A 20,631-nucleotide genomic window follows, 5' to 3' on the forward strand; every position below is an offset into this window, starting at 1 on the left:
GAACAGTATTCAACGTCCAGAAAAGCTATGTCAGCGTCTTTGGCACATGCTGCCAAATTCTGGCCTATAAGCACAAATTTAAAATACTTATAGTCAATTAAATGAAATAAAATAGAAGAATAGAGTTAGCATGGATGCTTTAAGTAAAATTTTTGATGATATTCATCTGGAAAAATCGGAATATCTTTATCTGAATGTATTTCATCCAGGCGGCTTTGACTATCAGCATGAGCCTTTTATGCTGGCCTATATCCTGTTACAGGGACAGGCGCAATTAAAGTTCATAAATGGTGATCGGCTGGAGCTGCAGCAAGGTGATCTGGTGCTATTACCTGCAGGTTCTGCCCATCATGTTTCCTGCCCAGACAATGCCGATTTTTCTGAGCACCATGCGATTAATCCTTATTTTCAGAGCAATGTACAGCAATGTATTGATCTCAATCGGGAAAATTCGGCGGAGCATAGTTTCATACTGGCTATTCGTTTTAGCTTGGATATCCAGATGGCCAAACCTCTTTTGAGTACATTACCTAAATACCTGCATATTCAACATATTCTGGGTGATACCGCACCGGAATGGTTACAGGTCGGCTTGCAATTTCTTGCACTGGAAACCCAGCAGCTTCGTCCCGGACGTGACAAAATTCTGGATCATCTGGTCAGTATTTTACTGATTGAATGCGTGCGAGATTATATTTTAAACCTGGAAAATGCCTCGAGCTGGCTGAATGCTCTTTCGCATCCGGAACTATCCAATGCACTGGCAGCGATTCATGGCAAACCTGAACAATTCTGGACTGTAGAAAGTCTGGCCGAACAATGTCATATGTCACGTTCCAAATTCGCCCAGTTATTTACCCAGATTGTCGGTGAACCGCCCCTTGCCTATCTGCAACAGCACCGCCTGCGTCTGGCAGCGCAATATTTGAGAAATAGTGGATTTGGTATCCAGCAGATCGCTTATCTGGTTGGTTATTCATCCGAGACGGCGTTTAGTCAAAGTTTTAAAAAACAGTTTGAACAGACGCCGACCCAATACCGGCTGAATTGTCAGAAGAACCAGTCTTTATTACCAGACTAAAATTACTGGACTAATGCCAATACTGCTGTGACCGGATCTTCGCTATTGCCAGAAAGTAGCTGCTTGTGCATGGTGATATGCTGCATAACCTGAATCTGCGCTGCTTCAATATCCATCAGTTTTTCAATTTCAGCTGCCAGATTTTCAGGTGTAGCAGCGGATTGGATGAGTTCTTGAATCACTTTTTTGCCAGCAATTATATTTGGTAATGAAAAATATGGGATTTTTACCAGTAATTTGGCAATTCGATAGGTCAGCCAGTGCAATTTATAAAAAGTCACCATCGGACGGTGCAGCAACATCGCTTCAAGCGTTGCAGTTCCAGACGCCAGTGCAATAATATTGGATGCATTCATGACCTGACGGCCAATTTTGGATTCAGCGCTGGTATTTTCCATCAAGCGAATTTGGGGTTTTAAGCTCTCAGGATAAGTGGCCAGTAAACTTTCGATTTGCTGCTTGCGTGCATCATTAATCGCAGGAATCAGAAAGGTATAATCCGGATATTTGTGATGCAGAATATTAGCTGCATCCAGAACCAAAGGTCCCAAACGCTCAATCTCGCCACGGCGGCTTCCCGGTAATAATGCAATATATTTCTGATGTGGATCGAGGCCTAATTCTGTCTGAGCCTCCAGAATTGGATTTTCAAGCGGCAATTGGCTAGCGAGCGGATGTCCGACAAAAGCTGCAGGAACATCCCATTTTTTAAAGAACGCTTTTTCAAATGGAAACAGGCACAGCACCAGATCAATACTGGCTTTAATGCCATGTATACGGCCTTGACGCCATGCCCAGACCGAAGGACTGACGTATTGCACGGTTTTAATCGGTAACTGTTTTTGTTTAATGGTTTTTGACAAACGCAGGTTAAAATCAGGCGCATCAATCCCGATAAAAATATCGACCGGATCTTTAGTCCAGGTTTCCACCAGACCATCCCGCACAGCAAACAGTTTTTTAATATCTTTTAAAACTTCGACAATGCCCATCACCGATAAAATATCCATCGGATAATAGCTTTTAAAGCCTTCAGCGATCATTTGTGGCCCACCGATACCTTCAAATTCAGCATCAATGCCTTGCTCACTAAAACGGCGAATCAATTTTGCGCCAAGCGTATCTCCAGAAACTTCACCGACCACGATTCCAATTTTAAGTTTTCGATTTAGCAAGTGGGTTTCCTCTCAGATCCGCATGGAAATTTATTGAATCGGGATTCTAACATAATCCTATGGCTATTCCGGAAGAAGCTTAAGTATCTTCTAATTTTAAGAAACCCACCGTTTAGAATAACTTAGTCAATAAGGGAGCTTGCATAAAAAGAATTAAATCGACATTTACAGGTACATTCAATTAGACAGAAATGGGGCAAATCGGACAGTTAAAATCAATCATTATATTCGCACTTTATACATAACCCAGTGAATAAACATGAAAGATCACCTAATATTCTTCACCTAGCTTTATCTTTTTTATGCATAAGTAAATCAATAATCAAGACAACGACTTATATCCAAAAGTCATAAGATATGCTCGTTTTTTGATTTTGGCATATATGCATGTTTGGTCCGATTGAATTTATTTTAGCAGGCGTTCTGGTAGGTTTTTGTGTAGGTGTCACCGGTGTCGGTGGCGGTTCATTAATGACGCCAATTCTTATCAGTTTATTCCGGATTGAACCGCATATCGCGATTGGTACTGACCTGCTCTATGCCGCGATTTCTAAATTCTGTGGCTCGTTTGTGCATGCCAAGAAAATGAATATTGTCTGGCCGATTGTGATCTGGCTGGCCGTTGGCAGTATTCCCGCATCTTTTGCAACGCATTGGGTACTCGAGAACTATCTGAGCCAATCGACGCATTACAAAGCCGTCCTGACCATGGTCTTGGGCTTTATGCTGACTATTACCGGCTTATCCATTCTGTTTCGCACCCAGATCGAAAATCTTTTTAATAAATACAGAAAACAAGAACTACCGGATATGACGCAGGATCTGGAAAAAGTGAAGCTGCAAGCCAAAGAAAAGCGCGTTGCTATCATCATCATGGGCATTATCTTGGGCATATTTGTCACGCTATCTTCAGTGGGTGCCGGTGCATTTGGTATCATGGCACTTGTAGTGATGTTCCCGAATCTGCCGATGATTCGTATTATTGGCTCTGACGTGGTGCACGCGGTATTACTGACACTGGTCGCAGGTCTAGGTCATATGTCTTCAGGCAACGTCGATTTCATGCTGCTCATGTGGTTATTGGTGGGGTCTATTCCGGCGATTATTGTCGGCACTTTACTCAGCTCACGTATGCCGGAAAAACTGATCCGCAAAATTTTAGGTATTACCCTATTTGCGCTGGGCGTGAATTTCATGATTAATCCTGTGAAATCAAAACCGGCTCAACCTGCTGAAACAGCAATGATAATTGTGAATCAAAATTCCCCGTCCGTTTAAGTTAACTATCCGATTCATCACTTTTTTTTCAAAGAAGTATTCATCTTTTTTATAACAAAGTGACGCATCATTCATGTTATATTCGGGCTATTAAACAACCTTTTGTATGATCGAACCAGTGACGGCAATGAATACACAACAGTCAAATCCTATTTCAGCATCAGATATTGATGACGTGAATATCCACAGCATGATTCCTCTTGTAACCCCTGCTGAGCTTAAAGCAGAGTTACCGTTGACTGAAACTGCTTATCAAACCGTACTGCATGGTCGTGAAACGATTCGTAAAATTCTGGATGGTGAAGACAAACGCCTGTTCGTTGTAATTGGCCCTTGTTCTATTCACGATCCAGAGGCGGCGCATGAATATGCTGAGCGCTTAAAAGTGCTGAGCGAAAAAGTTAAAGACAGCTTATATATCGTGATGCGGGTTTATTTTGAAAAACCACGTACTACCGTAGGTTGGAAAGGTCTGATCAATGACCCAGACATGAATGATTCATTCAATATTGAAAAAGGTCTGCGTATCGGTCGCAAGCTATTACTTGAACTGAATGAAATGGGCTTGCCATGTGCCACTGAAGCACTTGATCCAAACTCGCCACAGTATTACCAAGACCTGATTTCATGGTCAGCAATTGGTGCACGTACCACAGAAAGCCAGACCCATCGTGAAATGTCTTCTGGTCTTTCTTCACCAGTCGGCTTTAAAAATGGTACTGATGGCGGTTTAACGGTCGCGACCAATGCGATGCAATCTGTGAAACATGGTCACAGCTTCCTCGGTCTGAATGATCAGGGTCAGGTGGCTGTGATTCGCACTTCAGGCAATCCTTATGCTCACGTGGTACTGCGTGGCGGTAATGGCAAACCGAACTACGATGCAGGCTCGGTTGCCGATGCAGAAGCTGCTCTAGTCAAGGCCAAAGTCAGCACCAAGATCATGATTGATGCCAGCCACGCCAACTCTAACAAAGACCCGTACCTGCAACCACTTGTACTTAAAAACATTTCCGAACAAATTCTTGATGGAAACAAGTCAATTGTTGGTATTATGGTAGAAAGTCATCTTAAGGGTGGTCGTCAGGACATTCCGGCGAACCTGAATGATATGGAATACGGTCAATCCGTTACGGATGGCTGTATCGACTGGGAAACGACTGAAAAAGTTTTACTCGACATGCATGAGGCATTGAAAGACATTTTACCTAATCGTTAAATGATCTGACCAACGCCATCGCCAAGATGGCGTTTGCATTTCTAGAACAAGGAAAATTTATCTGATGAATGATATTGAAACGGCATTAAGCCAGATTGAGAATTTTCAGTTCATACACGAACATCTGTTTAGCTCCGGTCAACCGACCACTACCCAATTACAGCTGATGAAAGAATACGGTGTATCTACAGTCATCAATGTGGCGTTGACCGATAGCGAACAGTATCAGCCGCATGAAGATAAAATTTGCCTTGAGCTGGGACTGAACTATATTCAGGTTCCGATTTCCTGGGAAACCCCTTCAGACAATCAATGCCTGCTGGTACTGGACCTGATCGATCATCTGGTAAAAGAGCAAATGGTCTGGGTACATTGTTCGCAAAACTACCATGTCAGCTGTCTGATGTACTTATATCGTCAGTACTATATGGATATCGATATGCCTACAGCACAAGAACACTTGCATCAGATCTGGGAACCAAATGAAACCTGGACCGGTTTAATGCATGCGGTTGCCCTACAGCTACAAGGTCGTAAAGCAACGCAGGAACTGGAACTTTCCCTGATTAATCCAAATTATTTTGCCTGATTTTATTTACTGTGGCTCAACAGCACGGTTGCCATGGACATAATGCCTTCCTGACGACCGGTAAAACCTAACTGTTCAGTGGTGGTGGCTTTAATACTGATTTGAGTCACATCAACATCCAAGACATCTGCAATACTTTGACGCATCGCCAGATTGTGCTTAGCCAGTTTTGGACGTTCACAGGCCACGGTAATATCGGCATTATTCAGGTGATAACCACGATCCAGAATTAGCTGATAAACATGCTTGAGTAGTACCCGGCTATCTGCACCTTTAAACCCAGGATCTGTATCTGGGAAATGCTGGCCAATATCTCCAAGCGCCAATGCACCCAACAAAGCATCACAGAGTGCATGCAGAACCACATCACCATCCGAATGTGCTTTCAGACCGTGAGTATGCGGAATTTGAATGCCTGCCAGAGTGACAAAATCACCTTCTTCAAATGCATGCACATCCAGACCCTGGCCAATACGAATTTGTGCAATCACCTTATACATCCTTTAGAAATAGCCCATTGAAATCTTGTACACTTGCTTTCTATTTCGCTATAGTTAGACCAAGCGTAACACAGTGAAAGTATAAGCGATCATGCTACTGAAAACTGATATAAATATGTTGAAAATAATTGGCCTGATGCTCGTTCTGGGGATGATTTCTACGGGTAGCTCAGCGATCACACTAAACTGTAGCGATGACAGCAAAAAAAAGGCTGCCATGAATAAAGTCTGCTCAGCATCGCTGGCTGAATCTCGTGAAAAACTCACAGACCAATACTTTACTGCTTTTCTGATTACTGATGCACCTGTGCGTTTATTGCAAGATAGCCAACAATTATGGGCCACGCGTTTACAGCAGTGCAAAACGCTAGACTGTTTTAAACAGCAATTCGAATGGCGTTTAGATGATTTAAATGTCTATATTTCGCTGAATCAAAGTCTGACCCAGCATTATATTAAGTTTGAACAGGGGCAAATTGCCAAGCAGCCCGTGCATCTCAAGATTCATCAACTGACCAAAGACCGGATCAAGATTGAAGGCCTAGCGTATCGTAATCCGAATAACCGGACCGAGAAGCAGATCATTCCTTTTTTAGCCTATACTACGCCTCAGACAAAAAACCAGATCACCGATAATGAAAATGACTGCCGCTATGAGTTTAACTATAGTAAAGCCATTTTAGCGGTCAGTAGCCAGCAAAAAGGCTGTGAACGTTTTACCGGTATTTATCGACTATATGATTGATTTAGTTTCAAAATATTATAATTTATTGTCATATAAAATGAGATTTTTGGTGTAAAAAATAGCCCGCAAGCGGGCTATCAATTTAAGCAGGATAGTATTGCGCAATTTCCTGACTGATCATTGCGGCCGTTGCAGCTGATAAAGTCCAGCCCAGATGACCATGTCCGGTATTGTAAAAGACTCGCTCATGTTTGCCACGACGTACCACAGGCATCATATTTGGCATCATGGGGCGTAAGCCTGCCCAAGGCAAGACATGCTCAGTACACAGATCAAAATTACGATTGGTCCAGTCAATTAAAGGTTGAATCCGGTCAGCTCGAATATCCCGGTTATAGCCATTAAACTCGGCTGTTCCTGCAACACGCAAACGATCCTTGCCTAGACGTGACAAGACAATTTTGGCGCTTTCATCCAGCAAACTGACCCAAGGTGCGTTGTTCTGGCTCTGCTCATCATTGAGTTGCACGGTAATCGAGTAGCCTTTGACTGGATAAACATTGACACGTTCACCAAGAATCTCAGCCAGTTGATAACTGCCAACACCTGCACAGATCACAATGGCATTTGCATTAATTTCTAGAACATCCTCTGGAGAGGAATGGACATTTTCAGTACTGGGTTTGCATTTAACCCGAATATTTTGAGCCTGATGATCAATAGCGAAAACATCTTGACCAAACTCAAATTTCACGCCTTTTTGCATACAGGCTTTGGCCAGAACGGTACTAAATTTATGAATATCCCCGGTGGCATCGCTCTGGCAGTAAAATCCTGCGTAATAATCGCCCGTTAATGCGGGTTCGATCTGTTTGATTTCTGCATTAGAAATTGCGTTGCGCTCCAGACCACCGCTACACAACAGATCATTCACTTTGATCGCAACATCATAATCCGTCTTGTTATGATAAAAATGTAAAATGCCGCGTTTTTCCAGATCGAAATCAATATTTTCTGTTTCGGCAATTTCAAATAAGCGTGCTCTTGCCAGTAAAGCCAGCCGTACCGTTTCTCGGGTATTGGCTTCATAATGTTTGATATTGCCCAGAAATTCCATGAGCCAGCTGTATTTATGTATACTGAAAGAAGGATTGAGCAAAAGTGGTGCGGTTTTTTGTGACATCCATTTGATGCCTTTGAGTACCGTGGCTTTCTGGTTCCATACTTCGGCATTACAGGCAGAAAGCTGGCCGCCATTGGCAAAGGATGTTTCCATTGCCGGATATAGATGCCGATCAACCACGGTCACTTGATAGCCTGATAATGCCAGCTCATAAGCTGTGGTTACTCCAGTAATCCCGGCCCCAATCACCACGACATGACGCATAGACACCTCCTTGATTGTATTGATGTCTTTTCCCATCTGTCATGTGTACCTGAGAGCTTCGGTAGATACATTGCACATCAATGCGGCCACCTTCCCCTTCGGTGAGTGATTCAACACTTCTCTCCAGAGTCTTTATCCATTATCACAGTCCTTTTGCCTGAGAGTTTCCTGGGACCTTGCTCCTTCGGCGAATGCAGAAGCATTTCTCTCCTGCAATAATGTTTTATTATCATGAGCAATTTATATACCATTTTTAGGAGAAACACAGTTTTTATTTATGTTAATTCACGTGAATTTATCCATGATTCTTTTTTTTAATTAACAGTATACATGTGTGATAGAGGATATTGCCTAGATATTAAATTTTTAGATTTTGCTGCCGTAAGTAAAACGAGTAAGTTCTACCCTTTATAAAATTCCAGAACTTATTTAATTTTGGCGCTTAAATAAAATTTAACCTTTTTTTTGCTTAGGCTATTTTAATAATTCAAAATGTAGAGTTTTCCTTATCCATTTTAGAATTTTAGATAATCCAAGAAAGCATCAGTACTAAGCTTCCTGCTGCGACCACTGTTTGTACACTGATAATACTAGCCATTAACTCACTATCGCCACCATACACCCGGGTTAAGACATACGAAGCTGAGGCGGTAGGAAGTGCAAAGAACAAGACCAATACCTGAGTAGTTAATGCATCAATCTGGAAAATTTTACACACTAAAAATGCAATCAGCGGCATTCCGAACAGGCGACCAAAGGTTATCAGGCTGAGTGGTAGAACGTCACGCTGAAAACCCTGAAACTGTAAGGCTGCTCCCACACACATCAAACCGAGCGGCAAACTGCACAGTGCAATCTGTTTAAGGAACTGCTCTGCTCCAGTCCAGAGTGACAAACCAGAAAGATTAAATAAACCACCCACAATACAGCCTAGAATTAACGGATTTTTAGACAAATCGAGGATGATTTTTTTCAGCTGCATATCGTGACTACAGGTAAATGCCAGCACTGACAAGATATTTACCAAAGGAATACACAGCACCATGATCACAGCGAAGATGGTCATGCCCTGCTGATGGAATAAGGTACTGACTGCTGCAAGTCCGATATAAGTATTAAAGCGCAGCAAGCCCTGAACATAGACGCCGAATCGCGCATAAGAGATCTGGTAAATATGACGCAAAATATACAGTGCAATACTGACCACAACCATGATACTAAATACGACCAGCACTACATCCTGAATGACATCTAGTTGAATCTTGGCTGTGGCCAGATTTAAAAACAGCATCACCGGAAACAGTGTATAATAATTTAACTTTTCTGCACCTCGCCAAAAATCTTCACTCAACCATTGCCTGTGCTTAAGCAGATAGCCAAAGCTGATCAGTCCGATGAGAGGAAATAAAGAAGTTAAAATAATATGCAGCATATGACATCCTGGTCTGTTTTCTGCCTAATCTTAAGTCACTTAGACTGAACAGAAAACTTAGCATGTTCAGGAGCTTTCCCACTACTCAATTTAAGCAGTAAAAAGCTTGAATTTTCATCAACTAATCATATTGATTTGCTGATTTTTCCTAAGATTAGCAAATGTAACGGAATCAACGGCTCTCCGACATTTTGATCCAGTGGATATGCTTTAATCTTTTCAGTCAGCTGATAGCCACGGCGCTGATAATATGCCAGCAGTTCAGTACGGACATTTAATACTGACATCTGAATCACTTTCTTCTTAAATATTTCGAAAATATGGGATTCGGCGAAGTCCAATAATTGCTTGCCATAACCCGAGTTTTGCTCAGCAGGTGCAACAGCAAAGCTTCCAATCTCTGCTATCTGCTGTCCTAGGCTCACGCCAATACAACCAAGAAGCTTATTTTCAATTTCCAGCACAAAGAGCTGAAAATTTTCTAAATTGAGCAATTCATATAACTGTTGTTCTTGAATACGATCACCCTGGATCATTCCTGCTTCAGTCGTCCATCCACCCAGAGTACGATAAGCTGTATTCATCAGTATGGTAAGTTGCTGAATATCAGCCTTGTTTGCCAATCGTATATTTTTATAGTGATTCATTTTATAAATAAAAAAAGTCAGACCGGAGTCTGACTTTAAAACAATTTCACTTTAAAGTTAAAGCAAATTATTTAGGTTCAATCGGTGCAAATGGCGCAACTACATCGGCATTTTGCGCACGGTGACGCATGAAGTGATCCATAAGAACAATCGCCAGCATCGCTTCAGCAATCGGCGTTGCACGCACACCCACACAAGGATCATGACGGCCTTTAGTCAGTACGTCCGTATCTTCACGCTCAATATTAATGGTTTTACCCGGCGTGGTGATAGATGCCGTCGGCTTCAAGGCAATTGCGACACGAATGTCCTGACCGCTAGAAATACCACCTAGAATACCGCCAGCATGATTGGCCAGGAAGCCTTCTGTGGTGAGTTCATCACGGCTTTCATGACCAAACTGTTCAGCAACGCCAAAACCATCACCGATTTCTACACCTTTAACGGCATTAATCGACATCATGGCATGCGCGATGTCAGCATCCAGACGATCAAAGACTGGCTCGCCCCAACCCACTGGCACTTTAGATGCAATGATCTCGAGTTTAGCGCCACAACTGGTGCCTTGCTCACGCAAAGACGTCACCAGCGCTTCAAAACGTGGTACTGCATCCACATCGCCACAGAAAAACGGATTATTTGGAACTTCATTCCAGTCCAGTTTCTCTGCTTTTTCAGTACCAATTTGAGTCACATGGCCACGAATCTCAATACCAAATTTCTCAAAAAGGAATTTCTTAGCAATTGCACCCGCTGCGACACGCATTGCCGTTTCACGGGCACTTGAACGGCCACCACCGCGGTAATCACGGAAACCATACTTTTGGGTATAGGTATAGTCGGCATGACCCGGACGGAAAGTCTGCGCGATATTGCCGTAGTCTTTCGATTTTTGATCCGTATTACGAATTAACAAACCAATTGAAGTACCAGTCGTTTTACCCTCAAACACACCGGAAATAATTTCTACTTCATCGGGTTCTTTACGCTGGGTTGCAAATTTCGATGTACCCGGCTTACGGCGGTCCAGATCTTTTTGCAAATCAGCTTCAGTCAGCTCAATGCCGGGTGGAACCCCATCGATGATGGCCATCAAGCCAACACCGTGAGATTCACCACAAGTCGTTACACGGAACAGTTGCCCTATACTATTACCTGCCATGTCAAACGACTCCTTATGCTTGAATAGACTGAATGAATAAATCACGGTAGGTACGGCATTGCTCTGCAGTTAATGCAAAGATACCAGTGCCACCTTTCTGGAATTGTAACCAGTAGAAATCAACCGAATTGAAGTTTTGGCGCATTGCCCATTCTGAGTTACCCACTTCGATCACGATCAGGCCATTCTCAGTCAGATAATCTGCAGCTTGAGCCAGCATTTTACGTACTAGATCCAGACCATCCTGACCTGCAGCAAGCGCAAGTTCAGGCTCATGATGGAATTCTTCAGGCAAATCAGCCATATCTTCCGCATCGACATACGGCGGATTAGATACGATTAAATCGTATTGATTTTCGGCTGGAATTTTTTCAAACAAATCCGATTCAAGCAATGCGATCTGATATTGCTTGTCATGATGCTCAGTATTGATTTGCGCAACTTCTAAGGCTTCTTTGGAAATATCAGTCGCATCCACTTCCGCTTCAGGGAAAGCATAAGCCAAGGCAATCGCGATACAGCCTGAACCGGTACACATATCTAGAATACGTTGAGGCGTCTTTGGATTCGGGTTTTCCGGCAAGTTATTGACTGCCTCACCCATTTGACCATGTTCACCCAGGCAATACGGGGCAAAACGGTTTTGAATCAGTTCAGCAATCGGTGAACGAGGGATTAGCACGCGCTCATCAACGTAATAAGGTTTACCGTCGAAGTAAGCCAGGTTCAATAAATATGAAGTTGGAACTTTTTCATTAATACGGCGTTCCAGCAGACTTAAAAATTCGGCTTTTTCACTTGGTAATAATTTGGCATCTAGAATTTCAGCGTCCGCTTTCCATTCTAGTGACAGGGTTTGCAGCACTAACGCTGAACTTTCAGCAAAATAATCTTCTGTGCCTTGGCCCAAATGTGCATCGTATTGACGTAATGCTGTCACACCAAAACGAATAAAATCACGAATGGTGGTTAAATTTTCAGCGGCTTCCTGCATGTGTTCAGGGCTAATAGTCGGTCGATCCACTTAAGGTGTCTCCAAGGTCATTTTTTTAAACGCCTTATGATACCTTGTTTTGCCTGCTTTTATAATGCTAAAAGCATGAAAAACACGAATTCTCTACGCCCACAAAAATTATAAAATTCCTGTTTTTGTGAGCGATTACGCAGATAAATGTTTATTTTATTCAGAGATGTTTGTGTTAAATGTCGATGCTAATGCTATGAAGATTTATCGAAACCCGGATGCATAAGAACGGGATTGATAAAGATTGGCTTGATCCATAATCAAAGCCAACATACATTGACCTTGCTGCTGCTTGGCATATTTTCCTGACATTCTAAAATTACATTGCTGGGCCAGTTTACGCTCCCACAATATATGCTGACTGCGAATGGCAGCGGTCTGGTTCGGATTCAATTTAAGATAAGTTTTATAGTTTTTCTTCAGACGTTTATTGTGAACTTTCAGCTCTTTTTCCAGGCATTTTTCCGCTTTAGGTGTATTACCATAACTAAAATTCATGCATTGTGTATATTCCTTGGAATACCCAATAGCAGCCTGTGTCTGAACCGCAGTACCCGCAAAAATTGCAACTAAAAACCATGCAAGACGCATAACTTCCCCTTGACCGAAACCGGTACAATCCCAATAAATGTTTAACAATCAATATTGTTTAAATTATCCACTGATATTAACGCAGTCCGGACAAAAATCCTATGCCTTTCTCGGACTGAAAGATTAAACAGTTGCACAATTGAAAATTGGCACATGACCCACATATAATCCGCATTCAATCTTCAAATGAGCCCAGATCTATGAGCTATAAGCACAATAATCTTATGGCGATGCGCCAGAATTACTGGAATGATCAAGCCTCCAGTCAGGTGCAGCAAGAAAAGGTATTTTTGCAGTCGACCTTAATGCAGCATGGCGTATTTACCGATGCGACACTGGAAGATGCCAAATATCTGTTTTTTGGCTTGCCAAGTATTGTGATTGTAAAAGGCTATGCTTTGGGCTTTATGCATGACAGCGTACAGCGCCTGATTCATCAACATATTCAAACAAATAAACAACAGTTACAGCAACGATCTGAATTAAAAATCCAATTTCAAATGGCATAATGCCCTGTCTAAACTGATACAAGTTGGTGAATAAATGAAAGCTTGCCTAGCTTTTACTATAAATTCAGCGGCTTAAACTTTTTTAATACGTGCAGAAACGCTACTATCCCTTACAATGATTTATTCTGCTTCATGCTGATGATGAAAGGATCGAGTTTACATGTCAGATCAGAACGATAAGCTTAAACAACTGAAAACCTCCTCTATGGATCGACGCTTATCGATCGCGAAGGCATCCTTGCTAGCAGGCACGCGTTGGGCGGCTTCTAGTGCAAGCTCCATGTTCTCGAGCGAAGAAGAAAAAGAAAAGAAACGTAAAAAAGCCATGAAAGAACAGGCCGATTATCTAGTAGCAGAAATTGGTAAGCTGAAAGGGTCTATCGTTAAAATTGGCCAGATGATGGCGCTGTACGGTGAGCATTTTCTGCCAGAAGAAGTCACTCAGGCTCTAAATACCCTGAACAATCAGACGGTGGCATTGGCATGGCCAGCCATCAAGACCCAGTTACAGCAACAACTCGGTTCAAAACTCGACGATCTCACCATTGATCATGAACCTTTGGGCACAGCTTCTTTGGCACAGGTACATCGTGCCACCCGAAAATCTGACGGCATGGAACTGGTGTTAAAAATTCAGTATCCGGGTGTAGCAGAAGCGATTGATTCGGATATGAGCCTGTTTAAAAACATGCTGAAATTGACTCGTATCGTGCCGCAGACCCGCGAATTCGACCAATGGTTCGATGAAGTCCGTGAGATGATGCACCGTGAAGTAAATTATCAGATTGAAGCAGATACCACGCGTCGTTTCGCTGCACGTTTAAAAGATGACCCGCGCTATATCGTACCAACGATTATTAATGAATATTGCTCAGATCGTGTGCTGTGCATGACCTTTGAACGTGGTGTGCCGATCAACAGCCCGGTGATGTTGTCCCTGCCCCAAGAACGCCGCAACCAGTTAGGTGAAGCGTCTCTGGAAATTGCAGTGCGTGAAATCTTCGAATGGGGCGAGATGCAAACAGATCCGAACTTTGGTAATTATCTGGTTCGTCTGGGCAATGGTGCTGATGTGCATGACAAGATTGTTCTGCTCGACTTTGGCGCAATCCGTCAGTTTGACCAGCATTTGCTCAGTGTTGCGCGCAACCTGATTCAGGCAGGCTATCATCATGACTCGGATATGATGGTCAAGGCCATGACCGGCTATGAATTTTTTGATTCAATTCCGCAAAGCATCAAACCGGATATGGCCAAGGTCTTCTTATTAGCTACTGAAGCGTTTAGTTCACCGCTAAATAATCAAGAATTGCCAGCTGGCATCATGGATGAACATAATCGCTATGACTGGAAAAAAAGTCAGCTGCATAGCCGTGTGATGCAACAGGCGTCGAGATCTATGGCTTCACGTTATTTCAGTGTTCCACCCAAAGAATTTATGTTTATTAGCCGTAAATTTATTGGTGCTTACACCTTTATGACCGTGATTGATGCCAAAACCAATGTGCGTGCCATGATTAAACATCATCTCTCTTAAAATAAAACCTGCATCAAAAAGACCCGGATGATTTTGTCATTCGGGTCAATTTTTATCCAAAATGGATTTTTTGTATTTTTATCTTTCTTTTTAATTTTCATTGATTTATTCGTTCCTTTCTTCAATCCCAAAAACCTAAAAATTGTCAATCATTCATGTCAGGGATGACATAGTTTTATCTCTGAGTGCATGTCAGTATTAAAAAATAACGTGACAACACCTTTAGGATAATCAGAATGAATAATATGGTGAATAAAGCCCAAGGATTTGGCTTGTCCATACTGACCAAAATCGCGGGCAGCGAAGTATTAGATCAATTAAAACTGCGTAAATTTGTAGAAAAATCGCTTTATCAAAGTTCAAAAGCAGGATTCAAAACCCTGAGTCAAACTCAGAAAATCCTGAAATCTGGCCAGAAGATTCAAAAACAGCGTCTGCCGCATCAGTCTAAATCCTTATTTGATCTGAATCTGACTCAAGAACAGCAAATGACCTGTAATGCCATGCAGCAATTTGCCCAAGAGGTGCTGTATCCCTTAGCGCATAATGCAGATCAGCATGAATTATTCCCCCATGAACTCTGGCAATACAGCACTGATTTAGGTTTGAATTTCTATGCCCTGCCTGAAGCATTGGGGGGCGTTGCATCAGAACAGAATATTGTCAGCAATATTTTAATCGCTCAACATTTGGCTCAGGGTGATTTCAGTCTGACGGCTGGCTTACTTTCGACTTTTAGTGTCATTAACGCCATTACCCGCTGGGGCTCAGAGCAGATTCAGTCAGAATATCTGGGCGCTTTCGCAGAAAATCCTGAATTAAAGGCTACCTTTGCGGTGCAGGAAGAAACAGCAGCGTTTAACCCGGAGCAACTTAAAACTAAAGCTGTTGCACATCAGGGATATTATCTGATTCGGGGTCAAAAGACCTTGGTGCTCTTGGGAGAAAGTGCCGATCTATACCTGGTCAGTGCTGATCTAGATGGCAGAGCTGAGGTCTTTGTGGTGCAACGCGATAGTACCGTCACTGCGAAAAAATCGCCGGCTATGGGATTAAAAGCTACTGAAACCGTTACGCTCAAATTTGAAAATACTCCGGCATATCGTCTGGGAGATGTGGATTTTGATTATACGGGGCAGAGTAAAACTTGAAGTGCGACATAAACCACCTAATTAATTTAAAGGGTTTATGGAGTATATAAAATTGTCATACCATCATCTTAACTTTGAAGATCGTACTGCATTAATGCTTGAGTCAAGAAAAGAAGGCTTTTCAGCCAGAAAATTTGCTGAACTTATTAAAAGACATCCTAGTACGATCTATCGTGAGCTTAAAAGAAATAGCATCAATGACGTTTATCAAGCTCGATATGCTTCTGATAACACTTTTGCTAGACGTAGACGTGGTCACAGAAAACTCAAAATCGATTCAATCCTCTGGAAATTTATTGTTGAAGCGATCCGTTGTTTATGGTCTCCTCAGCAAATAGCAAAGCGTTTAAAGACATTTCCTGATTTGGATCAAACAATGAATGTAAGCCATACAACGATTTATTCAACGATACGAGCATTACCCAAGGGTGAGTTGAAAAAAGACTTATTATCCTGTCTACGTCATGAAAATAAAAAGCGAAAAGCTAACGGTGAACCTAAAAAAGATTCTATATTACAGGATATTAAAACTATTCATGAGCGCCCAGCCGAAGTTCAAGAAAGAAAAATACCGGGTCATTGGGAAGCTGATTTAATTAAAGGTAAAGACAATAAAAGTTCGATAGCAACACTTATTGAACGAAATACACGGCTCTGTATCTTGGCAACATTACCTGATGCAAAGGCAGAATCAGTGCGCAAGGCTTTAACTGAAGCTCTGAAATATTTACCTGCAGAACTGCGTAAAACGTTGACCTATGACCGTGGACGCGAGATGGCAGAACATAAAATACTTGAAGAAGATTTAGGCATAGATGTATATTTCTGTGACCCACATTCACCCTGGCAAAAAGGCACATGCGAAAATATGAATGGTTTAATTAGGCAATATTTACCTAAAGGGATTGATTTAAATCAGGCAGATCAGCATTATTTAAATCAAGTTGCCATGTCACTGAATACTCGTCCTAGAAAAGCGTTAGATTGGCTTACACCATTAGAGAAATTTGCTCAGCTTGTTGATTATCATAAGACTTTTCAAACTGTCGCACCTCATGTTTGAATTCGCCCGGCTTTTATTGATCTGGGTAATTTAATGTGGTGTGCGATGGCGGTGGGCACCTGTGAAGCAGTCAAAAAATACTGTGTGCAATATGCCAATGAACGTATCGCTTTTGGTGAACCGATTTCCCATCGTCAGAGTGTCGCCTTTATGATTGCCGATATGACCATTGAAATTGACGCGATGCAAATGCTGATCCTGAATGCCGCGAGTCTGGCTGAATCTAGTCAAACTTTTCATCGTGAAGCCTATTTGGCACGCTTACTCTGTGCAGAAAAATCCATGAAAATAGGCACCGATGGTGTACAGATTTTCGGTGGTCATGGTTTTACCAAAGAACATCCGGTCGAACGCTGGTATAGAGATCTTAGATCTACTGCCATTCTCCATTCTGGCTTGCATGCCTGATCAAAACATAAAGAAGAACAATGATGAATCTACAAACTCCAAAAAAATTTAAGCTTTTGATTGATCAAGCACATGAAGTTGCCCTCAATGTTTTGCGTCCGATTTCACGTAAATATGATAAGGCTGAACATGCTTATCCGATAGAACTAGACATGCTCGCTTCTGTCGTGGATGGCATGAACCAAGGTAGTGAAGGCATGAATGCAGGTGCAGCAGTCAATAAACGTGGCGATGCAGATACGACTAATAAAAATGGCATTAATATGTCTACCGCCCTGAGCATTATTGAAATGTGTTATGGCGATACTGGCTTATTACTCTCGATGCCACGCCAAGGATTAGGAAATTCAGCCATTGCAGCTGTTGCCAATGATGAGCAATTGCACCGTTTTCATGGAACTTGGGCAGCCATGGCGATTACCGAGTCAGGTTGTGGTTCAGATTCCGCTGCGATTCGTACTACTGCGATCAAAGACGGTGATGACTATATTCTGAATGGTGAGAAGATTTTTGTAACCTCCGGAGATCGTGCTGATGCAGTGGTCGTTTGGGCAACTTTGGATAAAAAACTGGGACGATCAGCCATTAAATCATTTGTGGTGACCAAAGGTACTCCAGGAATGAAGGTGGAACGACTGGAACATAAATTAGGGATTAAATCATCCGATACTGCCACGATTAGCTTTATCAACTGTCGAGTACCTGCAGCAAACTTGCTCGGCCATGCAGAAATCGATATTGCTAAAGGCTTTGCTGGCGTGATGGAAACCTTTGATAATACTCGCCCGCTGGTTGCAGCCATGGCAATTGGTTGTGCGAAAGCCTCGCTGGAACGCATCAAGGAGATTTTTAAGGAGCAGCTGGACTCTACTTATGCCACACCGTATTTACAAAGCTCTAATATCGCAGCACAAATCTATCGTATGGAAGCTGAATGGGAAGCAGCACGCTTGCTGATGCTGAAAGCTGCCTGGATGGCCGATAATCGCAAACCAAATTCACGTGAAGCCTCTATTGCCAAAGCCAAGGCCGGTCGGATCGGTAATGAAATCACCTTAAAATGTGTCGAACTGGCAGCAGCCATTGGTTATAACGAAACTGAACTTTTGGAAAAATGGGCGCGTGATTCCAAGATTTTGGATATCTTTGAAGGCACCCAGCAAATTCAGAAACTCATTATTGCCCGTCGGGAGTTGGGAAAATCATCAAGCGAATTAAAATAATGATTGCTCATTAAATAGCGAATTAAACTTACATGAGTTAATTAAACGATGGATTTTTTAAGGATTTAAGGTTATAAAAATTCATCGTTTTTTTAAAATAAAATCAGTTCTATATGTACTCTATTCGTCCTATTCAGCCTGAAGATAATGCCCAAATTGCAAGCATTATTCGTCGTGTTTCCCAAGAGTTTGGACTGGCAGCAGAATCTGGTTTCGCAGTAGGCGATTCTATTCTAGATGAGCTATATCAAGTTTATCAACAAACAAAATCAGCTTACTGGGTTATTGTGGATCAACAAAATAAAATTTACGGTGGTGGTGGAATTGCACCCTTAAAAGGCGATGCAAATATTTTAGAAATTCAGAAAATGTATTTTTTACCTGAGATCCGTCAGCAAGGTTTTGCCAAGAAAATTTTAGAATTATCCTTTGAATTTGCACAGGCTCATCAGATTAAGTCAGTCTATCTAGAAACAACTAAAGTGCTTTGGCAAGCGGTGAAACTCTATGAAAAATTAGGTTTTCAGCATCTTGATTATCCTGAAGGCAATACCGGACATAGTGATGCCTGTGAAATCTGGATGCTGAAAACTCTTTCAACTTAGAGGTTTTTTAGTAGATAGATAAAGTTTGTATAGTAATAAAGTGCTTTCATCAGCAGCAAGCTTGACTCTTGTATATAGGCTGCCTAACATCGAAATACGTTTATTCAGGCATGGAATTCACAGTTTGTTTGTTTCTCATTTATTCAATCCAATTAAATCTAAACGTTCACTATTTCATTCTCAATCTTTTAAATTTTCCTCTATTTTATTGAGCACTTTTCTTTTTGCGGGTTGTTCATCCTTGGGCGGAGGCTCGGTAGAAAAACGCGCAGCTAAGCTGTCTAAAGGCATTCAAACTGCTTATTCCACCCCATCCAGTACAGCTAATCGTGTTTCACCTTTAATTGTTCAACATGCACAAAATCAGGGTGTAGATCCGCTTCTAGTGGCGGCTGTGATTCGTCAGGAATCTACTTATCGTAGCCAAGCAACTTCGCCAGCAGGTGCGGTAGGCTTGATGCAAGTGATTCCGAGATATTGGCAACAAACTTGTCCAGGTGATTTATACAATGAAAGCAGTAATATCCAATGTGGTACATATATTCTTTCTAAATATAATCAATCATCCGGTGACTGGAAGAAAGCGCTTGCCTATTATAATGTAGGTCCGTCAGGTTATGAAAATAATCGTAAAATGCGTAAACAAGGTAAACGTTATGCCAACCAAGTAAAACAGCATAAAAAAATGCTAAAAGACTCTCTCTAATGACTGAATAAAGAGAATTAATTTAACCATACTTAGGCTATTTTATTTAATATTTGGTAAATAGTAATCGCTAATTGTGTCCATTAAAGTTTTTACCATGAAAGTATACCTACAACCTATTAATCTCAGCCATGATATATATATTCAGCTAAAATAGTCTGCAATAAAAAACCAGCGATTCGCTGGTTTTTTATTTTGTAAGGTTTATAAGATCAGCTTGTAAACTCTTATAGCGCTAGTTTTACAGAGATCCCAATAGGTCAAACAAATTAACAGGAATTCTCTGTCTCAGAAGAATCTGATCAACTTTGAGATATAGATATGTTAAATATCTTATCTAAAATTCCACGCACAAAAAAATCCCCCTCTGCCTTAGCGGAGGGGGTGTTTTGAATAATGAGCTGGCGATGACTTACTCTCACATGGGTAACCCCACACTACCATCAGCGCTAAGAGGTTTCACTTCTGAGTTCGGGAAGGGATCAGGTGGTTCACTCTTGCTATGGTCGCCAGCACAACTGTTTATGACTTTGCATTTGGTCTTATTTAGATGCCAATGCTTGGTCAAATAGAATTCATTAACAGGTATATCTGAGTTGTGAGTGTAACATAAAGCGTAGCTTTATGCCTTGCACTCAGGCAAACGCTTTCGCGTTTGC

General features: G+C 41.8%; 19 protein-coding genes, 1 rRNA gene, 2 pseudogenes and 1 riboswitch. Of the genes and pseudogenes, 13 read left to right on the forward strand and 9 right to left on the reverse strand.

The features are described 5' to 3' along the window. Nucleotides 1–130: 130 nt before the first annotated feature. Nucleotides 131–1,081: an AraC family transcriptional regulator gene (locus tag I6L24_RS12095; RefSeq protein ID WP_216986083.1), complete on the forward strand. Its 951-nt coding sequence runs from the start codon at nucleotides 131–133 to the stop codon at nucleotides 1,079–1,081. Nucleotides 1,082–1,083: 2 nt separating this feature from the next. Here I6L24_RS12095 and lpxB read toward each other — a convergent pair whose 3' ends face one another. Next, complete coding sequence (lpxB, locus tag I6L24_RS12100) at nucleotides 1,084–2,256, reverse strand: lipid-A-disaccharide synthase (RefSeq protein WP_216986084.1); 1,173 nt, start codon at nucleotides 2,254–2,256, stop codon at nucleotides 1,084–1,086. Between the two features lie 387 nt (nucleotides 2,257–2,643). Between lpxB and I6L24_RS12105 the strand changes: the two genes are divergently transcribed. The 3 genes from I6L24_RS12105 (at nucleotide 2,644) to I6L24_RS12115 (ending at nucleotide 5,342) form a co-directional block, all read left to right on the forward strand. Beyond that, on the forward strand, nucleotides 2,644–3,534 hold the full coding sequence (locus I6L24_RS12105; protein ID WP_004280461.1) for a sulfite exporter TauE/SafE family protein: 891 nt from the start codon (nucleotides 2,644–2,646) through the stop codon (nucleotides 3,532–3,534). A 127-nt stretch (nucleotides 3,535–3,661) separates the two neighbouring features. Then, nucleotides 3,662–4,753: a 3-deoxy-7-phosphoheptulonate synthase gene (locus I6L24_RS12110; protein ID WP_216986085.1), complete on the forward strand. Its 1,092-nt coding sequence runs from the start codon at nucleotides 3,662–3,664 to the stop codon at nucleotides 4,751–4,753. A 64-nt stretch (nucleotides 4,754–4,817) separates the two neighbouring features. Beyond that, complete coding sequence (locus tag I6L24_RS12115) at nucleotides 4,818–5,342, forward strand: phosphatase domain-containing putative toxin (protein ID WP_216986086.1); 525 nt, start codon at nucleotides 4,818–4,820, stop codon at nucleotides 5,340–5,342. A 2-nt stretch (nucleotides 5,343–5,344) separates the two neighbouring features. Here the strand turns inward: I6L24_RS12115 and ispF are convergent, their stop codons facing one another. Further along, on the reverse strand, nucleotides 5,345–5,833 hold the full coding sequence (gene ispF / locus I6L24_RS12120; protein ID WP_216986087.1) for a 2-C-methyl-D-erythritol 2,4-cyclodiphosphate synthase: 489 nt from the start codon (nucleotides 5,831–5,833) through the stop codon (nucleotides 5,345–5,347). Between the two features lie 100 nt (nucleotides 5,834–5,933). Here ispF and I6L24_RS12125 point away from each other — a divergent pair, with 100 nt between their 5' ends. Beyond that, entirely contained in the window at nucleotides 5,934–6,587 is a 654-nt protein-coding gene (locus tag I6L24_RS12125) for an A1S_1983 family putative colistin resistance protein (protein ID WP_216986088.1), read from the forward strand. 82 nt (nucleotides 6,588–6,669) lie between these two features. Here the strand turns inward: I6L24_RS12125 and I6L24_RS12130 are convergent, their stop codons facing one another. From I6L24_RS12130 to I6L24_RS12155, 6 genes are all read right to left on the reverse strand, one after another. Further along, entirely contained in the window at nucleotides 6,670–7,914 is a 1,245-nt protein-coding gene (locus I6L24_RS12130; protein WP_216986089.1) for a D-amino acid dehydrogenase, read from the reverse strand. A gap of 135 nt (nucleotides 7,915–8,049) precedes the next feature. Continuing rightward, a riboswitch (glycine riboswitch) is annotated at nucleotides 8,050–8,137 on the reverse strand. A 300-nt stretch (nucleotides 8,138–8,437) separates the two neighbouring features. Further along, the gene (locus tag I6L24_RS12135) at nucleotides 8,438–9,346 is read right to left on the reverse strand and encodes an AEC family transporter (protein WP_216986090.1); all 909 of its coding nucleotides are present in this window, start codon (nucleotides 9,344–9,346) and stop codon (nucleotides 8,438–8,440) included. Nucleotides 9,347–9,471: 125 nt separating this feature from the next. After that, nucleotides 9,472–9,993 carry a GNAT family N-acetyltransferase gene (locus tag I6L24_RS12140; RefSeq protein WP_216986091.1) on the reverse strand — a complete coding sequence of 174 codons (522 nt, stop codon included), beginning with the start codon at nucleotides 9,991–9,993 and terminating at the stop codon, nucleotides 9,472–9,474. A 67-nt stretch (nucleotides 9,994–10,060) separates the two neighbouring features. Further along, complete coding sequence (gene aroC / locus I6L24_RS12145) at nucleotides 10,061–11,155, reverse strand: chorismate synthase (RefSeq protein WP_004280471.1); 1,095 nt, start codon at nucleotides 11,153–11,155, stop codon at nucleotides 10,061–10,063. 13 nt (nucleotides 11,156–11,168) lie between these two features. Continuing rightward, nucleotides 11,169–12,179, reverse strand: coding sequence for a 50S ribosomal protein L3 N(5)-glutamine methyltransferase (prmB, locus tag I6L24_RS12150; RefSeq protein ID WP_044108320.1), 1,011 nt, complete (start codon nucleotides 12,177–12,179; stop codon nucleotides 11,169–11,171). 204 nt (nucleotides 12,180–12,383) lie between these two features. Next, nucleotides 12,384–12,770, reverse strand: coding sequence for a lysozyme inhibitor LprI family protein (locus tag I6L24_RS12155; protein ID WP_216986092.1), 387 nt, complete (start codon nucleotides 12,768–12,770; stop codon nucleotides 12,384–12,386). A 200-nt stretch (nucleotides 12,771–12,970) separates the two neighbouring features. On the opposite strand from I6L24_RS12155, the gene I6L24_RS12160 reads away from it, so the two are divergent. The 8 genes and pseudogenes from I6L24_RS12160 (at nucleotide 12,971) to I6L24_RS12195 (ending at nucleotide 19,972) form a co-directional block, all read left to right on the forward strand. Then, nucleotides 12,971–13,279 (forward strand): hypothetical protein, encoded by a 309-nt coding sequence (locus I6L24_RS12160; RefSeq protein WP_085064442.1) that lies wholly within the window; start codon nucleotides 12,971–12,973, stop codon nucleotides 13,277–13,279. 160 nt (nucleotides 13,280–13,439) lie between these two features. Further along, the gene (locus I6L24_RS12165; protein WP_216986093.1) at nucleotides 13,440–14,816 is read left to right on the forward strand and encodes an ABC1 kinase family protein; all 1,377 of its coding nucleotides are present in this window, start codon (nucleotides 13,440–13,442) and stop codon (nucleotides 14,814–14,816) included. 236 nt (nucleotides 14,817–15,052) lie between these two features. Beyond that, a pseudogene (locus tag I6L24_RS12170) lies at nucleotides 15,053–15,946 on the forward strand (acyl-CoA dehydrogenase family protein); the annotation flags it as partial. Nucleotides 15,947–16,004: 58 nt separating this feature from the next. Further along, on the forward strand, nucleotides 16,005–17,030 hold the full coding sequence (locus tag I6L24_RS12175) for an IS30-like element ISAba125 family transposase (protein ID WP_010326927.1): 1,026 nt from the start codon (nucleotides 16,005–16,007) through the stop codon (nucleotides 17,028–17,030). A 9-nt stretch (nucleotides 17,031–17,039) separates the two neighbouring features. After that, nucleotides 17,040–17,438: pseudogene (locus tag I6L24_RS12180) on the forward strand (acyl-CoA dehydrogenase family protein); the annotation flags it as partial. A gap of 23 nt (nucleotides 17,439–17,461) precedes the next feature. After that, nucleotides 17,462–18,661 (forward strand): acyl-CoA dehydrogenase family protein, encoded by a 1,200-nt coding sequence (locus tag I6L24_RS12185; protein WP_216986629.1) that lies wholly within the window; start codon nucleotides 17,462–17,464, stop codon nucleotides 18,659–18,661. 113 nt (nucleotides 18,662–18,774) lie between these two features. Further along, nucleotides 18,775–19,266, forward strand: a complete 492-nt coding sequence (locus I6L24_RS12190) for a GNAT family N-acetyltransferase (protein ID WP_216986094.1) — start codon at nucleotides 18,775–18,777, stop codon at nucleotides 19,264–19,266. A 124-nt stretch (nucleotides 19,267–19,390) separates the two neighbouring features. After that, on the forward strand, nucleotides 19,391–19,972 hold the full coding sequence (locus I6L24_RS12195) for a lytic transglycosylase domain-containing protein (protein ID WP_004731225.1): 582 nt from the start codon (nucleotides 19,391–19,393) through the stop codon (nucleotides 19,970–19,972). A gap of 399 nt (nucleotides 19,973–20,371) precedes the next feature. Here the strand turns inward: I6L24_RS12195 and rrf are convergent. Further along, a 5S ribosomal RNA gene (rrf, locus tag I6L24_RS12200) occupies nucleotides 20,372–20,486 on the reverse strand. Nucleotides 20,487–20,631 lie beyond the last annotated feature (145 nt).

It is taken from the genome of Acinetobacter lwoffii (assembly GCF_019048525.1).
Taxonomy (GTDB): Bacteria; Pseudomonadota; Gammaproteobacteria; order Pseudomonadales; family Moraxellaceae; genus Acinetobacter; species Acinetobacter lwoffii_K.

Bases quoted from the DNA above. Each gene is read 5' to 3' on its own strand.
- aroC (WP_004280471.1), bottom strand. From the start codon at position 11,155: ATGGCAGGTAATAGTATAGGGCAACTGTTCCGTGTAACGACTTGTGGT.
- I6L24_RS12110 (WP_216986085.1), top strand. From the start codon at position 3,662: ATGAATACACAACAGTCAAATCCTATTTCAGCATCAGATATTGATGAC.
- I6L24_RS12140 (WP_216986091.1), bottom strand. From the start codon at position 9,993: ATGAATCACTATAAAAATATACGATTGGCAAACAAGGCTGATATTCAG.
- I6L24_RS12105 (WP_004280461.1), top strand. From the start codon at position 2,644: ATGTTTGGTCCGATTGAATTTATTTTAGCAGGCGTTCTGGTAGGTTTT.
- I6L24_RS12175 (WP_010326927.1), top strand. From the start codon at position 16,005: ATGGAGTATATAAAATTGTCATACCATCATCTTAACTTTGAAGATCGT.
- I6L24_RS12165 (WP_216986093.1), top strand. From the start codon at position 13,440: ATGTCAGATCAGAACGATAAGCTTAAACAACTGAAAACCTCCTCTATG.
- I6L24_RS12115 (WP_216986086.1), top strand. From the start codon at position 4,818: ATGAATGATATTGAAACGGCATTAAGCCAGATTGAGAATTTTCAGTTC.
- I6L24_RS12185 (WP_216986629.1), top strand. From the start codon at position 17,462: ATGAATCTACAAACTCCAAAAAAATTTAAGCTTTTGATTGATCAAGCA.
- I6L24_RS12155 (WP_216986092.1), bottom strand. From the start codon at position 12,770: ATGCGTCTTGCATGGTTTTTAGTTGCAATTTTTGCGGGTACTGCGGTT.
- I6L24_RS12160 (WP_085064442.1), top strand. From the start codon at position 12,971: ATGAGCTATAAGCACAATAATCTTATGGCGATGCGCCAGAATTACTGG.
- I6L24_RS12135 (WP_216986090.1), bottom strand. From the start codon at position 9,346: ATGCTGCATATTATTTTAACTTCTTTATTTCCTCTCATCGGACTGATC.
- I6L24_RS12095 (WP_216986083.1), top strand. From the start codon at position 131: ATGGATGCTTTAAGTAAAATTTTTGATGATATTCATCTGGAAAAATCG.
- I6L24_RS12190 (WP_216986094.1), top strand. From the start codon at position 18,775: ATGTACTCTATTCGTCCTATTCAGCCTGAAGATAATGCCCAAATTGCA.
- I6L24_RS12125 (WP_216986088.1), top strand. From the start codon at position 5,934: ATGCTACTGAAAACTGATATAAATATGTTGAAAATAATTGGCCTGATG.
- I6L24_RS12130 (WP_216986089.1), bottom strand. From the start codon at position 7,914: ATGCGTCATGTCGTGGTGATTGGGGCCGGGATTACTGGAGTAACCACA.